Genomic DNA, 15,616 nt, shown 5'->3' with positions numbered 1-15,616 from the left:
GATGGCTATTGCTGTCAGTATGTTATAATAATTTCGAGTTACTCGTTGATGGAGGGAAAAAAATGTCTGTATCAATGCAAAAAATGTGGATTTCCATAGTGGCAATGGGACTGTTGGCTCTTGCGATGCTGACTATTTACATAAGCCGATTTAAACTGAACAAAGGGTTTTTTAAAGTGATTACAGCCCTTGCCGCCTGGGCATTTATGATCGTCGGCGGGCTCCTCATGCTTTTTGTTGTTTTGACAGGACCGACGGGCTAAAGATACTGCCGCCATATAAGACAGATAAGGAGTGAGCCAATCATTGAAAAGATGGATGGCAGGATTATATTTAATTGTTGCTGCTATGCTTTTGGGCGGGTGCTTTTATCCGCAGGAAAGGAAGGCTGAAAACAAAAGGCCATATGAAGAACAAATCGCCAGCGTTCAACGATCTGTTGAACAATTCCAGGAAGACACCGGGGGCTTGCTGCCGATCAAAACAAAAGAAGCGGACACGCCTATTTATCAAAAATATCCAATTGATTTTAAAAGGCTGGCACCAAAATATTTGGAGGCGCCTCCCGGGAATGCCTATGAAAGCGGCGGGGTTTTTCAATATGTTTTAATTGATGTGGAGACAAATCCGACAGTGAAAGTTTTTGATGTAAGGCTGGCGGAAAAAGTAAATGAGTTTTACATGCGGATCAAGTCGCAGGGCTATCCGCCTTTTAAAGAAAAGATCGCGGATAACGTCTATTCTATTGATCAGAAAAAATTGGGATACAAAGAGGAACAGTATTATATATCACCATATACGAACAATAATCTGCCGTTTGTAATTAACGGAAAAGGCGAAATTTATGTTGATTATATTTCTGATCTCTATCAGGCTATGAAAGATGAAAAGGAAGATTTTTCACCGGGTGATGATATAAGAAAGATACTTTATAAAGATTCCCCTGTCGTACCTGCTTTTTCAATGCCCTATACAGTCGATGAAAACAATGAACCTGTTTATATGGGGAAATAGTCATAATCCTTCTTCTGCAAAATATACTGTGGAAGAAGGATTTTTATTATTGAAGTTATATTTGATTAGGACAACATCATACAAATATATTGACTTGATGATATACGGGCATGGGATCATGTTGTCCCTTGAACTTAAAGTTAGGAGGGAATCTCTTGGAAAAGGTGGATATTTTTAAAGATATCGCAGAAAGAACGGGCGGGGATATTTATCTGGGGGTCGTTGGGGCTGTCCGGACGGGAAAATCCACGTTCATTAAAAAATTTATGGAGCTCGCCGTTTTGCCTAATATAAAAAGCGAAGCAGACAGGGCCAGGGCACAGGATGAGCTGCCCCAAAGCGCAGCCGGGAAAACAATCATGACAACGGAGCCGAAATTTGTACCGAATCAAGCGGTAACAGTTCAAGTGGACAGCGGCCTGGAAGTGAATGTCCGATTAGTGGACTGTGTCGGGTATACTGTTCCTGGTGCCAAAGGATATGAAGATGAAAATGGACCGCGCATGATCAATACCCCATGGTATGAAGAACCGATCTCCTTCCATGAAGCAGCGGAAATCGGTACGCGGAAAGTGATTCAGGAGCATTCAGTGCTTGGAATTGTCATCACGACCGATGGCACGATCGGGGAAATTCCAAGAAATGATTATATTGAAGCGGAAGAGCGGGTCATCGCCGAGCTTGATGAAGTAGGAAAACCGTATATTATGGTCCTGAATTCGTCCCGCCCGCATCATCCTGAAACTGAAACTCTGCGCTCACAACTTGCGGAAAAATATGATATTCCGGTGTTAAGCATGTCGGTCGAAAATATGAGAGAACAGGATGTTTTGAACGTGTTGAGGGAAGCTCTCTATGAATTCCCTGTCCTTGAAGTGAATGTGAACCTTCCCAGCTGGGTCATGGTCCTGAAAGAAAATCATTGGCTCAGGACTGATTATCAGGAAGCTGTAAAAGAAACGGTAAAAGATATAAAAAGACTGAGGGATGTCGACCGTGTTGTTCAAAGTTTCAACGATTTTGAGTATATTGAAAGTGCAGGGTTGGCCGGAGTTGATATGGGCCAGGGGATTGCTGAAATCGATTTATTTGCGCCTGATGAACTCTATGACCAGGTGTTGACAGAAATTGTCGGGACAGAAGTGAAAGGCAAAGATCACTTACTTGAGATGATGCAGGATTTTGCGGATGCAAAGAGGGAATATGACCAAATATCCGACGCGCTTGTCATGGTAAAGCAGACAGGTTATGGAATTGCCGCTCCTTCCTTAGAGGATATGAGTCTGGATGAACCGGAAATTATTAGGCAGGGGGCACGGTTTGGAGTCCGGTTAAAAGCGGTCGCCCCTTCTATTCACATGATTAAGGTCGATGTCGAGTCGGAATTTGCGCCAATTATCGGAACTGAAAAACAAAGTGAAGAGCTTGTCCGCTATTTGATGCAGGATTTTGAGGACGATCCGCTTTCCATTTGGAATTCCGATATATTCGGAAGGAGCTTAAGTTCTCTTGTCAGGGAAGGCATTCAGGCAAAGCTGGCCATGATGCCTGAAAATGCACGCTATAAACTGAAAGAAACTTTGGAAAGAATCATCAACGAAGGGTCCGGGGGCTTAATCGCCATCATTTTATAAGGACTTTGAAAATGATAAGGATTTTTCAGAAAAAAAGCTGATAAATATAGAAAAAGACGCCGAAATGACAGTAATTCGGTGTCTTTTCAATTATATCGCTTTTTATTCTTGCTATCATAATTTGATTATGATAATCTTTTAAGCAGAAATGCTCCTTGAGCGTTGATTCAAAAGCATTTCTCGCGATTTCTTGCATGAAAATGTTTAGAAATCTGAAAATTTGATTACACATGTAATAGAAATGGTAGAAGTAGCTTATCCTTTTGGAGGAGGTGAACAGAATGAATAAAACAGACTTGATCAATTCCGTAGCTGAAGCAGCTGAGCTGTCTAAAAAAGATGCAACAAAAGCTGTAGAAGCTGTATTCCAATCCATTCAGGATTCATTGTCAAATGGCGACAAAGTTTCCCTGATCGGTTTCGGGAACTTCGAAGTTCGTGAGCGTGCTGCCCGTAAAGGCCGCAATCCTCAAACAGGTGAAGAAATTGATATCGCAGCAAGCAAAGTACCTGCATTCAAACCAGGTAAAGCCCTTAAAGACGCTGTGAAATAATTACATACATTGTTTGAGTGTTTAAAAAGGAATTGCCAGGCGGCGATTCCTTTTTATTTACCGATTATATATGTTAATATTGCTCTATTAGTGTTTTACTTTAGCAGGAGGCTTATATATGGGCAAATTCGACCGGAAGCAAATCGAAGAAGCAGTCCGAATGATATTGGAAGCAATTGGAGAGGATCCAAATAGAGAGGGTTTGCTTGATACCCCGAAGCGGGTGGCTAAAATGTACGAGGAAGTTTTTGCAGGAATTAATACAGATCCGCAAACATATTTTGAGACTATTTTTGGAGAGGATCATGAAGAATTAGTCTTAGTGAAGGATATACCGTTCTACTCATTATGTGAACATCATCTTGTTCCCTTTTTTGGCAAGGCACATGTAGCCTATATACCAAGAAACGGACGGGTAACCGGATTGAGTAAGCTGGCCCGCGCGGTGGAAGCGGTGGCACGCCGTCCGCAGCTCCAGGAACGAATTACTTCGACAGTGGCTGATGCAATCATGAAAAAGTTGGAGCCACACGGCGTTATGGTCATAATCGAAGCAGAACATATGTGCATGACAATGCGCGGTGTGAAAAAGCCGGGTTCCAAAACAGTAACATCGGCAGTAAGGGGCATCTTCCTGAAGGACAGCCAATCCCGGAACGAAGTTCTCTCATTGATAAAGCAATAATTTTTGAGGTGAAGCAATGAAAAGCCCAAACAATCAAAATGATTATGTTGTCATTAAAGCAATCGAAAACGGAGTAAACGTAATGGGATTGACAAGGGGAACAGATACACGCTTCCATCACGCGGAGAAGCTTGATCAAGGGGAAGTGCTCATCGCCCAGTTTACGGAACATACCTCTGCCATAAAGGTACGGGGGAATGCAAAAATATTCACGGCATTCGGCGAAGTGGACAGCGAAAAAAGCAATTGAAATCGTTACGCATGGGACAGGGCGCTTGCGCTTTACTTATGTTATAATGAACAAATTGATGTTGGAATTAGAATGCAAAGAAATGGGGATTACGGAAATGGCTCTATGTTTGTATGAACAAAAGACGGATTCGATAAGGAAAATGATAGAAAGTAAAATGTATCATCATTTTCTTTTTGACCATATTGAATCTCCTCAAATAGACGAAGACCGTATCCTTATGCTGTTAATGGCCATGGAAGACACACGGATCCCCGCTGAAAAATATGAGCATCAAATTACTTCTGCCATGCTGGTCCAGATAGCGCTTGATATTCATGACAAGGTGGCCGGCCAGCAGAAAACTCTTACGGAAAGACAGTTGTCTGTCCTGGCGGGAGATTATTTCAGCGGCTTGTATTATCATACACTTGCTGAAATTGGCGACACGAATTTGATTAGAACCCTTGCTCATGCGATTAAATTGATCAATGAATATAAAATTTCCGTTTATCGGATGGAAGCATCGGATTTAGATGAGTTTATGGAAGATTTCAAAAAAATCGGAACAACTGTCATTGAGAAATTTTGCCGGCACTTCCAGACAACTCGCCATATTCATCTTTTTAAAGAGCTTTTAAATTTGAAAAAATTGCTTGCGGAGATGGAGAATTTTAACAGGGGCCGCCACTCAATACTTTTTGAAGGCCTTAAACATTTCTGTCTGCCTCAAAAAAAATCTATTCCTCTATTTAATTTGTCCCAGCGCGACCGACATTGTTTAAAAGAGATATGCTCCCGCTTTATAGACCAAAGCAAAAAGGTATTGATGGAAGAATCGTTGCGGGCTTCAGGGCTGCCGGGCGTTCTTTCTGGGCGCATAAAAGATTTAACGAGCAATTACAGGCATTTAGCAACATAATCAGTCGGAAGAAGGTCACGAAGAATGCAATCTAAAGAAGAACGGGTACATCATGTATTCGAGAAGATACACCAAAATTATGACAAGATGAACTCTATCATCAGTTTTCAACAGCATAAAAAGTGGCGCCAGGTAACAATGAACAAGATGAACGTCAAAGAAGGCAGCGCCGCTTTGGATGTTTGCTGCGGAACCGGTGATTGGACCATTGCGCTTGCGGAAAGTGCAGGGAAAGAAGGCCGGGTGGTCGGGCTTGATTTCAGCAAGAACATGCTCGCGGTTGCCAAAGAAAAATTGAAAGAAAAGGGTTTGGAACATGTGGATTTGATCCAGGGCAATGCGATGGAGCTTCCGTTTGATGACAACAGCTTTGATTATGTAACAATCGGATTCGGGCTTCGCAATGTCCCTGATTACATGCAGGTGTTAAAAGAAATGCATCGTGTGACAAAACCCGGCGGAATGGCTGTTTGTCTGGAAACTTCCCAACCGACCCTCCCGGTATTCAGGCAGATTTATTATGCATATTTCCGTTTTCTCATGCCGCTGTTCGGAAAAATTTTTGCAAAAAGCTATGAAGAATATTCATGGCTGCAAGAGTCGGCACGGGATTTCCCGGGTATGGATGAGCTTGCTCAAATGTTCTGGCGTGCCGGTTTTGTCGATGTCATTTATAAACCTTTCAGCGGGGGAGCTGCGGCAGCGCATATTGGCGTAAAGCAGAAATTAGAATAACTGGGTGGAAATTTTATGAAACTGACTTGGCTTTATAGGAATTTTAAATCTGATCTGGACTTAATTGAAAAAGAGCTTGAAGAAGCTGTTTCTTCAAATTCCGAACTGGTGGAAAACGCATCTTTCAAGCTGCTGAAAGCAGGAGGCAAACGGATTCGCCCGGTATTTGTATTATTGTCTGCAAAATTTGGGGACTACCGTATTGAAACAGTCAAAAACGTAGCGATGGCTCTTGAGTTGATTCATATGGCGTCACTTGTCCATGATGATGTCATTGATGATGCCAATATGAGAAGGGGCCTGCCCACGATCAATTATATATGGGATGAGCGCGTAGCCATGTATACCGGAGATTACATATTGGCCAGGTCATTGGAATATATGACCGACATCCCCAACCCGCTCTTACATAAGAAATTATCCAAGGCCATTGTCGAGGTTTGCATCGGTGAAATCGAACAGATAAAAGATAAATACTGGTTTGACCAGCCATTAAGAAATTATTTAAGAAGAATCAAAAGGAAAACCGCACTTCTGATTGCCGTCAGCTGTGAACTCGGTGCCATTGCCGGAAACACCGAAGAGTCCATTTACCGCCGGCTGTACAGATTCGGATATTTTATCGGAATGTCATACCAGATAACGGATGATATTTTGGACTTCACTTCCAGTGAAGAAGAATTGGGAAAGCCTGCAGGTGATGATTTGCGCCAAGGAAATGTAACCCTTCCTGCTTTATATGCCATGCGTGATCCTCAAGTAAAGGCGAAAATTGAAAAAGTAACCCATAAAACAGATAAAGAAGAAATGAGCCGCATCATCAAGCTGATCAAAGATACCGGGGCTATTGAGCAGTCCCATCAGCTTAGCAGGAGATATCTTGACAAAGCCCTAGATATTCTCGAGGAGCTTCCAGAAAGCAAGGCGAAAAGGCCGCTGAAAGAAATCGCAAATTATATCGGCAGAAGAAGATATTGAGCCATTTTTCAATATTTGCCAGCTGTTAAAAAAAGTGATATTATCTTTCTTGAGTTTCAAGGAAAATGATACTGATATTATGGCAGGAGTGACATTCATGGAAAAAACATTTTTAATGGTTAAACCCGACGGGGTTCAAAGAGAACTGATCGGTGAGATTGTTTCACGTTTCGAAAAGAAAGGCTTCCAGCTGATCGGGGCGAAATTGATGAACATTTCAAACGAATTGGCCGAGGAGCACTACGGTGAACATAAAGAGCGTCCGTTCTTTGGTGAATTGGTAGAGTTCATCACTTCAGGACCGGTCTTTGCAATGGTATGGCAAGGTGAAAATGTCATTGCGACAGCCCGCCAAATGATGGGGGCAACAAATCCTGCAGAGGCAGCTCCTGGTACAATCCGCGGTGATTTCGGAGTAACTGTCGGCAAGAATATCATTCACGGATCCGACTCTCCCGAAAGCGCGAAAAGGGAAATCGGTTTGTTCTTCAATGATAGCGAGCTAATCGAGTATTCCAAGCTGGCCAATAACTGGATTTATTAATATTTACTCCACCTGCTTCGTGGCAGGTGTTTTTTTTTATTTCAAATTTTGTCAGAAAGTCGTAAAATAGAAAGAACAACGAGGTGATCCGAGTGGAAATTACAGTTCAGACAGCATCAAAAAGCTATCCGATTTATATTAAACCAAATGGCTTGGCTGAGCTTCCGCAAGTGATTCAAAAAAACAACTTTACAAACCTTTTGATCATTACAGATGTAACAGTCGGCCGGCTTCATTTGGACACGCTGCAATCTGCATTGCCGGAAAACGTTGATTATTCAGTATACACAGTTCCCTCAGGGGAGAAAGCGAAACAGATGTCCGTCTATGAATCTTGCCTGACATTTGCGCTTGAACAGGGGCTTGACCGAAAGTCGTGTATCATTGCTTTTGGAGGCGGCGCAGTGGGCGATCTGGCCGGGTTCGTTGCAGCAACGTATATGAGAGGCATTTCTTTCATCCAAGTTCCGACAACCATTTTGGCTCACGACAGCGCTGTCGGAGGTAAGACTGCCATCAACCATCCGCTGGGGAAAAATATGATTGGGGCCTTCCACCAGCCCGAGGCCGTCATTTATCATACAGATTTTATCAAGACCCTTCCGGATCATGAGGTGCGCTCCGGATTTACCGAAGCGGTGAAGCATGCATTGATTGCCGATGCCGGTCTATTAAACACGCTCATGGACGAAATAAAGGATTTGCATGAAATGACGGACGGACAGTTGACGCATGTTTTGCAAAGGGGGATGGAAATAAAAGCAAATATTGTTTCAATAGATGAAAAGGAGAGCGGGCTTCGTGCCGTTTTAAACCTGGGCCATACATTGGGGCATGTCATTGAATCCTCTCTGGGCTATGGAAAAACAACCCATGGCGAGGCAGTGATGGTAGGGATCGTTTATGCACTTCATGTGAGCAAGGAAGTGCTGGGCCTGTCCTTTCCGATAAGCCGTTTTGAAGAATGGGTGAAAGGTCTCGGCTATCGACTGGAAATCCCGCCCGATCTTTCGTTTGAAGATGCATATAAAGGCATGCAGCGGGACAAGAAGACCATTGCAAAACGTCCGCGATTTGTACTGCTGGAAGCCGTTGGGAAACCGGTATTAAAGGAAGTGGAAGAAAACGCCCTTAAACATGCATATGAAATGATGAAAGACGGCAGTGAAGAGTAAAATTTAGTTGCTTTTCACTATTTCAATAACAAAAAAGAGGATATTTCCTATTTGTTGTAGAAATATTATTAAACATTCACTTTCTCTGAAAGGACCATATGAATGAATGATGCTGAATTGGTGCTGAAACATATTGAATTGCAGGATTTGTCAAAAGCAAAAGAAGTTTTTAACAAAGTGAAGAAATCCGGCTCTCCGGAAGAAAAATTTTTCCTGGCGGAACAGTTGTCACAGTATGGATTCTTGGAGGAAGCGAAGGAGCTATATGAAAAGTTGCTTGAAGAGTTTCCCGAGGAGAATGAATTGAAGATCATGCTGGCTGAATTGCTGATCGACCTGGGAAAAGACGAGGAAGCCTATCCATATTTGGAATCGGTCGATCCAACTGATCCGAACTATGCAGCGGCAATGCTTCTGGAAGCCGATTTATATCAAATGCAGGGCTTATATGAAGTAAGCGAGCAAAAGCTGCTCAAGGCAAAAGAGATGTACAGGGATGAGCCGGTGATCGATTTTGCGCTGGCAGAATTATACATGTCGCTGGGACGGTTCCTTGAGGCAGTGGCGTCTTATCAAAGGCTGCTGAAGGCCGGAGAGGAAGCAGTGGCAGGCAATAATATATATGCAAGACTGGCAGAAGCCTTAAGTGCCGGAGGCGCTTTTGAAGAGTCCATTCCGTATTATGAGAAGGCTTTGGAAAGCAATAAGGATCTGAATGTACTGTTTGGCTATGGTTTGACATCCTTTCAGGCAGGTCTATACAAAAAAGCAAAGAATGCCTTCGAAGACTTAAAAGCCATGGACCATGAATATCATGCACTTTATCTTTATTTGGCAAAATCCCATGACCAACTGGGCGAATTGGATAAGGCAATCGAAACAGCAGAACAAGGATTGGCAGCAGATGAATATAATGTCGATTTATACATTTATATTGCCGGACTGCTGATGAAAGCCGGCCGGGAAGAAGAAGCGGAAAACCACCTTCGCCGGGCACTTGCATTGGATCCCGAATCGACGGAAGCGGCCAGCCTGCTGAACAAGCTCCTTTTGCACCAGGAGAGGCATGAAGAAATACTGGATGTCATATCAAACCTTGAGAATGCAGATGATCCCCATCTTCACTGGGATGCTGCCTACAGTTACCAGCAGACGGAACAATATTCAAAGGCATTAAATGAATACAAGCTTGCATATAATGAACTTAAAAACAACCTGGATTTTCTAAAGGACTATGGATTTTTTCTGATGGAAGAAGGAATGAGAAGCGAGGGGGCGGCTGTATTCAGACGTTTAAACTCGTTGGATCCTTTGAACGAAGAATGGCTTGAAATTATTGATCGACTTGAGGAGTAGCCGTGGAATAAAAATTGCAGAGGAGGGATTATGATGGCCACCCCTGTATCTGTCAACGAGAAAAAAGATTTTATTCGCTGGTTTTTAAATAGGTACCAATTAAAAAGAAGGGAATCCGTCTGGATTCTGAACTATCTGATGAGTCACGATCAGCTAATGGAAAAAGTCCACTTTGTCGAGGAAGCGCAATTTTGCCCGCGGGGCCTGATCATGTCTACCCATTGCACAAAGGAAGTGCCCTTCCGTTTCTACAAGGATAATATCATGACGACAGACGCGGAAAAATCGTTCCATGATATCCGTTTGAACAGGGATGAGGATATTTATATCCAGATCAATTTTCGTGCATCCAATGCGAGCCATCAATACGCCGCAGTGTTGGAAGATAATCCATTCGTCAAGAAAACAGTGTATATCAGTGAAAAAGATAAATCGGCCGCAGAGCAATTTTTAAAGGAAAGCCTGAGAAAATATCAGGAAAGCAAGCTTTTGAAAGCTATTGATGAAGCGCTCGACCAATACGACAAAAAGAGCTTTGATGAATTGGCATTAAGGCTCAAAGAATTAAGGGAACAGCAATAAATCCTCCGGTGCCCAGGAGGATTTATTGCGTATAAAGCTATGTTGGCGTTTAAGCACATAGCTTTTTTTGTTTCATATTTTTATTTCTGTTAGAATGATAAACAGTAATGAAGTGCATAATAGGAGTGTGGAAAATGCAATGGAAGGCAAAAGACATTGATGTCTATCTGGAAGAGAAAGAATATATTGACACAGCGGTTGTCCCGCTCGTTCCAATTGGACTGGGCCAGAGCATGAAGCCAACAGTGGAAAAGGGCGAGTTCATACAGCTGCTGTCTTTGCACCTTGAAAGGCAATTCAAGGGCAGGATGCTTTTTTTGCCGCCGTATACATATCTTAGCGATGAAGATGAAAGCAAGAAAGCCGGCGGTCTCCTTAAATGGAAAGAAACGATCAAGGAAAGCGGGTTCAAATATGTATTTTTTCTGACTTCTGACCCGGTTTGGCGAAATATGGAACAATTTGCGCCTGAATCACTGTTGTTCATCCCGTCCATCCCGCTGCAAGACATGGACGAACAATACAAGCAGTCCATCATGGAAGATCAGGTAAAACAGCTGATGAAAGGGATTGTCAACGGATGGCAGGCATCCGTATAGGTTAATCGCCACATAGTTGACAAGTATTGCAATGGTATTTTATTGACCTTCCAGTTTTATTGATATATCATAATTATGTCCCAGTTTGTAAATGTGCGCAATATATTGTCCGATGGACTTACCTTACTGACAGAGGGGGGAAAAGGATGAGCAAGAATCCTGTAACAAGACGCCAATTTCTCAGCTATACACTGACGGGAGTGGGCGGATTTATGGCAGCAGGCATGTTGATGCCGATGGTTCGGTTTGCAGTGGATCCTGTATTGAAGGCACAAGCCGGCGGCGACTTTAAAATGACTGATAAGAAAGTTGCCGATATTACTGAAGAACCTGTCCGAGTTGACTTCAGTTATGAACAAAAGGATGCATGGTATACTTCCGACGTTACGCAATCAGCTTGGGTATATAAAGATGCGAAAGGTGAAATCGTAGCCCTTTCTCCGATTTGTAAGCACTTGGGCTGTACGGTTAACTGGGAAGGCAGTGAGGATCACCCAAATAAGTTTTACTGCCCATGCCATAACGGCCTTTACACAAAAGACGGCAACAATGTTCCGGGAACACCGCCGAGAGGACCGCTGGACGCTTATCCGGTCAAGGAAAAAGACGGCTTTTTAATGTTGGGTAATCCAGTAGAAAACCCATTCGTAAGAAAGAAGTAAAGGAGGCGTAATGATTGCTGAACAGAATGTACGACTGGATTGACGAGCGATTGGATATTACGCCGATATGGAGAGACATCGCAGACCATGAAGTGCCAGAGCACGTTAACCCGGCACACCATTTCTCTGCGTTTGTTTACTGTTTTGGCGGATTGACATTCTTTGTTACAGTCATCCAAATTCTATCGGGCATGTTCTTGACGATGTACTATGTGCCTGATATTAAAAATGCATGGGAATCAGTATATTATCTTCAAAATGAAGTGGCTTTCGGCCAAATCGTTCGCGGGATGCATCACTGGGGTGCCAGTCTTGTTATCGTTATGATGTTTTTACATACGTTGCGCGTGTTTTTCCAAGGAGCATATAAGAAGCCGCGTGAACTTAACTGGGTCGTAGGAGTCCTTATCTTTTTTGTCATGTTGGCCCTTGGATTAACAGGCTACTTGCTTCCATGGGATATGAAAGCATTATTTGCAACGAAGGTTACATTGGATATCGTTGAATCACTTCCGTTTATCGGAGTTCCTATGAAAACTTTAATAGCAGGAGATCCAACCATTGTTGGGGCTCAAACATTGACTCGATTCTTTGCGATTCATGTTTTCTTCCTTCCTGCTGCATTGCTTGCTTTAATGGGCGCTCACTTTGTCTTGATTAGGAGACAGGGTATTTCCGGCCCTCTATAAGTAGCAGCCTATTATTGCAAAATGAATGAAATGACAGATTAAGGAGGGGACAAAATGAAACGAGGAAAAGGAATGAAATTTGTCGGCGACTCCCGGATTGTTGATCCTTCCCTGCGCAAGCCGAACATTCCTAAAGACTATTCTGAATACCCGGGTAAAACCGAAGCATTCTGGCCGGACTTCCTGCTCAAGGAATGGATGGTTGGAGCTGTATTCCTCGCCGGCTTCTTATGTTTGACCGCAGCCCATCCGGCCCCGCTCGAACGTATTGCCGATCCGACGGATACAGGGTATATTCCAATGCCTGACTGGTATTTCTTGTTTCTTTACCAATTAATAAAATACCAATTTGCTTCAGGGCCATTTAATATCATTGGTGTTGCAGTTATTCCCGGCCTTGCATTCGGAGCCTTATTGCTCGCGCCATTCTTGGATCGTGGTCCGGAACGCCGTGCGTCAAAACGTCCGTTTGCTACCGGATTCATGTTATTAGGTATCGCTGCTGTCTTTTATCTGACATGGGAATCCGTTGTGACCCACGATTGGGCTGCTGCTGAACAGCAAGGAAAAATCGTTGAAGGTCCAGAGGTTGAAATTGATCAGGAATCGGAAGGCTATCAAGTATACGCTGGACAAAGCTGTATTAACTGCCATGGTGAAAACCTCGAAGGCGGTCCGGCCGCTCCACCTTTAGTCAATTTGGATCTCTCTCCTGATGAGATTAAAGACATCGCCCATAATGGTATTGGTTCGATGCCTGCAGATCAGTATCAGGGATCAGATGAAGATCTGGACAAGCTGGCAGAATTTATCGCCTCATTGAAACCTGAGGAATAATATACAATGCGCAGACGCATCGGCGCTGTATTTGAACTTAAAATAGAATTTAAATAAAAGCCGGCATCATGCCGGCTTTTATTTTTTCGGGAGCCGAATATATGAACTATATTACTGCTTATTTAATGGATCGCCGTTTTTTATGGCTGTTATTCATTGTAAACATAGCCGGAACGGTTTACGGTTATTATTGGTACATACCCCAGTTGGATGTCACTCCATTGATTTTCATTCCGTTTGTCCCCGACAGTCCAACGGCAAGTTTGTTTTTTGTTTTCGCATTGATTGCGTTTCTTCGCAATAAAAATTACCCTCTTATTGAAGCGCTTGCATTGATTACGCTGGTCAAATATGGAGTTTGGGCCGTGGTCATGAATATTTTAACGCTTAAGGTTACCGGCTATCTTCCGTGGCAGGGTTATATGCTCATTGCTTCCCACGGCGCAATGGCCGTCCAAGGTATTCTTTTTGCCAAATTTTATAAGTTTAAACTTTGGCATGTCCTTGCGGCTGGTGCATGGACGCTTCATAATGATGTGATAGACTACGTTTTCATGCAATATCCGAAATATCCCGGCCTTGAGCTGTATGTGAGAGAAATCGGGTACTTCACCTTTTGGTTAAGCATTTTTTCAATCGGTACAGCCATTTATGTCTATCGAAAAAAGTACCGGGAACAGGAATGATTTAGCAGTTTGGGACAGGTCTATTCTTGTCCGCTTCCTCATACGTTATTAACAGGAGTATGAGGAGGGGGGACCCTTATGAAACCATTTGCAGCAATTCTACTAACTTTTTGCCTTGCCTTTGGCGGATATTCTGCATTCGCTTCTTCCGATTCAACACTAGCCGAGTTGGATCAAATGGCTGATGAAGCCTTGCAGCTGACCAAATTCTCCCGGTTGGAGGAAGCTAAGTCGATCCTTGAAAGATTTGCAGTACGGTTTTCGGAAGAGGGGGTCAAAGACGGAAAGTTTACAATGGATGAGTTGAGAGTGCTCACAGCCTCCCATCACGAAGCGCTGAGGGCTGTGACAAATATAAATATGAGTCATGATGAAAGAGTCAGACTTGTCACTTCCTTTCGGTTGGCCGCGGATGCGATTTCCTCTACCCATCAACCGATGTGGATTGAAATGGAGGCCTCTGTCTTGAAAGATTTTCAAGAGGTGAAAAACGCAGCTTTGGAAGGGGACAAAGAGGCTTACAACCAAAACCTTAATACGTTCCTCGCGACTTATACTGTTATTCAGCCGAGCTTAAAAATCGATCTGGCCGCTGATAAGCTGCAAAAATTGGATTCGAAAATAACGTTTATAGATCGGTACAGGTCCGGCTTTTCCGAGCAAGAATGGACAGCCCATCTGGATTCCCTGGAACAGGACCTTCAGAAGATATTCTCCGATCCCGACGAGGACGAAGCTGATCCTTCTCTTTGGTGGGTCATCTCCATGACCGGCAGCATTATCATTCTAACTCTTTCTTATGTAGGCTGGAGAAAGTATAAAGGAGAAAGACAGCAAAAGAAGAGGAAAGATCGAAATAATTGACCGTGATCGTTAAATTAACTAGAATAAAAGTAGAGAAACAGTTATTGGAGGGTAAAAATGGGAGGTTTCTTAATCTATTTTCTTATCATCATGATTGTCCCGATTTGGGCACAATTCAAGGTGAAAAATACGTACAATAAATTTTCAAAGGTTGCCTCAGCGGAGGGAATGCCGGGAGCCGAAGTTGCAAGACGAATACTAGATGCAAACGGACTGTACAATGTCCAAGTCAAAGAAACTCCGGGTGTGCTGAGCGACCATTACAATCCGATGACGAAAACGGTTCACTTGTCTTCGGAGAACTTCCATCGTCCCTCTGTTGCAGGGGCTGCTGTTGCCGCGCATGAAGTAGGGCATGCCATTCAGGATCAACAAGGCTATGCAGCACTCCGTTTCCGGCATGCATTGGTTCCTGTGGCCAATATCAGTTCGAACATTGCGTGGATTTTCATTATTATCGGCCTGCTATCAACAGCAATGTCCAATATGCTTTTGATCGGGATCATTCTTATGGCAGCAGGGGTTTTATTCCAAGTTGTTACGCTGCCTGTTGAGTTCAACGCATCATCCAGGGCGATGGATCAGATGGTATCTCTTGGATTGATCAGCAACAGGGAAGAGCGGGATGCCAGAAAAGTTTTGAATGCAGCAGCCATGACCTATGTTGCTGCAGCGGCAGTGGCAGTAATGGAACTGCTTCGTCTCATTTTGATCTTTGTCAACAGGAATGAATAAGAGGTTTGAAATGTAACATTGCAGAGGATCAGAAAGCCGAAACAGCCAAAGTTAACTGTTTCGGCTTTTTTATTTCGGTATAGGAAATTACACTAGTGTTGCATTAAAATTTCAAGCAAAAGTCAAGTAATTTAAC

General features: G+C 43.2%; 20 protein-coding genes. All 20 read left to right on the top strand.

Going from position 1 to position 15,616, the window contains the following annotated elements; genetic code table 11:
• The first annotated feature begins 62 nt into the window (after positions 1-62).
• Positions 63-263 (top strand): DUF2768 domain-containing protein, encoded by a 201-nt coding sequence (locus D4N35_RS00100; protein ID WP_120068068.1) that lies wholly within the window; start codon positions 63-65, stop codon positions 261-263.
• 43 nt (positions 264-306) lie between these two features.
• Complete coding sequence (locus tag D4N35_RS00095; RefSeq protein WP_235870242.1) at positions 307-1,014, top strand: YphF family lipoprotein; 708 nt, start codon at positions 307-309, stop codon at positions 1,012-1,014.
• A 155-nt stretch (positions 1,015-1,169) separates the two neighbouring features.
• Positions 1,170-2,648 (top strand): stage IV sporulation protein A, encoded by a 1,479-nt coding sequence (gene spoIVA, locus D4N35_RS00090; protein ID WP_120068065.1) that lies wholly within the window; start codon positions 1,170-1,172, stop codon positions 2,646-2,648.
• A gap of 281 nt (positions 2,649-2,929) precedes the next feature.
• Positions 2,930-3,202 carry a non-specific DNA-binding protein Hbs gene (gene hbs / locus D4N35_RS00085; protein WP_120068060.1) on the top strand — a complete coding sequence of 91 codons (273 nt, stop codon included), beginning with the start codon at positions 2,930-2,932 and terminating at the stop codon, positions 3,200-3,202.
• Positions 3,203-3,320: 118 nt separating this feature from the next.
• On the top strand, positions 3,321-3,887 hold the full coding sequence (folE, locus tag D4N35_RS00080; RefSeq protein WP_120068057.1) for a GTP cyclohydrolase I FolE: 567 nt from the start codon (positions 3,321-3,323) through the stop codon (positions 3,885-3,887).
• A 16-nt stretch (positions 3,888-3,903) separates the two neighbouring features.
• Entirely contained in the window at positions 3,904-4,137 is a 234-nt protein-coding gene (mtrB, locus tag D4N35_RS00075; protein WP_120068054.1) for a trp RNA-binding attenuation protein MtrB, read from the top strand.
• Positions 4,138-4,234: 97 nt separating this feature from the next.
• Positions 4,235-5,038: a heptaprenyl diphosphate synthase component 1 gene (locus D4N35_RS00070; protein WP_164876236.1), complete on the top strand. Its 804-nt coding sequence runs from the start codon at positions 4,235-4,237 to the stop codon at positions 5,036-5,038.
• A 24-nt stretch (positions 5,039-5,062) separates the two neighbouring features.
• Entirely contained in the window at positions 5,063-5,773 is a 711-nt protein-coding gene (locus tag D4N35_RS00065) for a demethylmenaquinone methyltransferase (protein WP_120068049.1), read from the top strand.
• A gap of 15 nt (positions 5,774-5,788) precedes the next feature.
• On the top strand, positions 5,789-6,751 hold the full coding sequence (gene hepT, locus D4N35_RS00060) for a heptaprenyl diphosphate synthase component II (RefSeq protein ID WP_120068046.1): 963 nt from the start codon (positions 5,789-5,791) through the stop codon (positions 6,749-6,751).
• Positions 6,752-6,848: 97 nt separating this feature from the next.
• Positions 6,849-7,295: a nucleoside-diphosphate kinase gene (ndk, locus tag D4N35_RS00055; protein ID WP_120068043.1), complete on the top strand. Its 447-nt coding sequence runs from the start codon at positions 6,849-6,851 to the stop codon at positions 7,293-7,295.
• Positions 7,296-7,387: 92 nt separating this feature from the next.
• Positions 7,388-8,470, top strand: a complete 1,083-nt coding sequence (gene aroB / locus D4N35_RS00050) for a 3-dehydroquinate synthase (RefSeq protein ID WP_120068041.1) — start codon at positions 7,388-7,390, stop codon at positions 8,468-8,470.
• 102 nt (positions 8,471-8,572) lie between these two features.
• Positions 8,573-9,826, top strand: a complete 1,254-nt coding sequence (locus D4N35_RS00045; protein WP_120068038.1) for a tetratricopeptide repeat protein — start codon at positions 8,573-8,575, stop codon at positions 9,824-9,826.
• Positions 9,827-9,859: 33 nt separating this feature from the next.
• Positions 9,860-10,408, top strand: coding sequence for a ReoY family proteolytic degradation factor (locus D4N35_RS00040; RefSeq protein WP_120068035.1), 549 nt, complete (start codon positions 9,860-9,862; stop codon positions 10,406-10,408).
• 134 nt (positions 10,409-10,542) lie between these two features.
• On the top strand, positions 10,543-11,007 hold the full coding sequence (locus tag D4N35_RS00035) for a YpiF family protein (protein WP_120068032.1): 465 nt from the start codon (positions 10,543-10,545) through the stop codon (positions 11,005-11,007).
• Positions 11,008-11,153: 146 nt separating this feature from the next.
• Complete coding sequence (locus tag D4N35_RS00030; RefSeq protein ID WP_120068030.1) at positions 11,154-11,669, top strand: QcrA and Rieske domain-containing protein; 516 nt, start codon at positions 11,154-11,156, stop codon at positions 11,667-11,669.
• 14 nt (positions 11,670-11,683) lie between these two features.
• On the top strand, positions 11,684-12,358 hold the full coding sequence (qcrB, locus tag D4N35_RS00025) for a menaquinol-cytochrome c reductase cytochrome b subunit (protein ID WP_120068028.1): 675 nt from the start codon (positions 11,684-11,686) through the stop codon (positions 12,356-12,358).
• A 54-nt stretch (positions 12,359-12,412) separates the two neighbouring features.
• Entirely contained in the window at positions 12,413-13,195 is a 783-nt protein-coding gene (locus D4N35_RS00020) for a menaquinol-cytochrome c reductase cytochrome b/c subunit (protein WP_120068025.1), read from the top strand.
• A gap of 101 nt (positions 13,196-13,296) precedes the next feature.
• On the top strand, positions 13,297-13,881 hold the full coding sequence (gene lhaT / locus D4N35_RS00015; RefSeq protein WP_120068940.1) for a lipoprotein heptaprenylglyceryl N-acetyltransferase LhaT: 585 nt from the start codon (positions 13,297-13,299) through the stop codon (positions 13,879-13,881).
• Between the two features lie 78 nt (positions 13,882-13,959).
• The gene (gene ypjB, locus D4N35_RS00010) at positions 13,960-14,745 is read left to right on the top strand and encodes a sporulation protein YpjB (RefSeq protein ID WP_120068022.1); all 786 of its coding nucleotides are present in this window, start codon (positions 13,960-13,962) and stop codon (positions 14,743-14,745) included.
• Positions 14,746-14,802: 57 nt separating this feature from the next.
• The gene (locus tag D4N35_RS00005) at positions 14,803-15,480 is read left to right on the top strand and encodes a zinc metallopeptidase (RefSeq protein WP_120068018.1); all 678 of its coding nucleotides are present in this window, start codon (positions 14,803-14,805) and stop codon (positions 15,478-15,480) included.
• The last annotated feature ends 136 nt before the right edge of the window (positions 15,481-15,616 follow it).

It is taken from the genome of Siminovitchia fortis, from assembly GCF_003605365.2.
GTDB classification, from domain to species: Bacteria; Bacillota; Bacilli; order Bacillales; family Bacillaceae_C; genus Siminovitchia; species Siminovitchia fortis.
The sequence above is the reverse complement of the archived record's forward strand: the minus strand, read 5'-3'. Positions and strand labels throughout refer to the sequence as shown.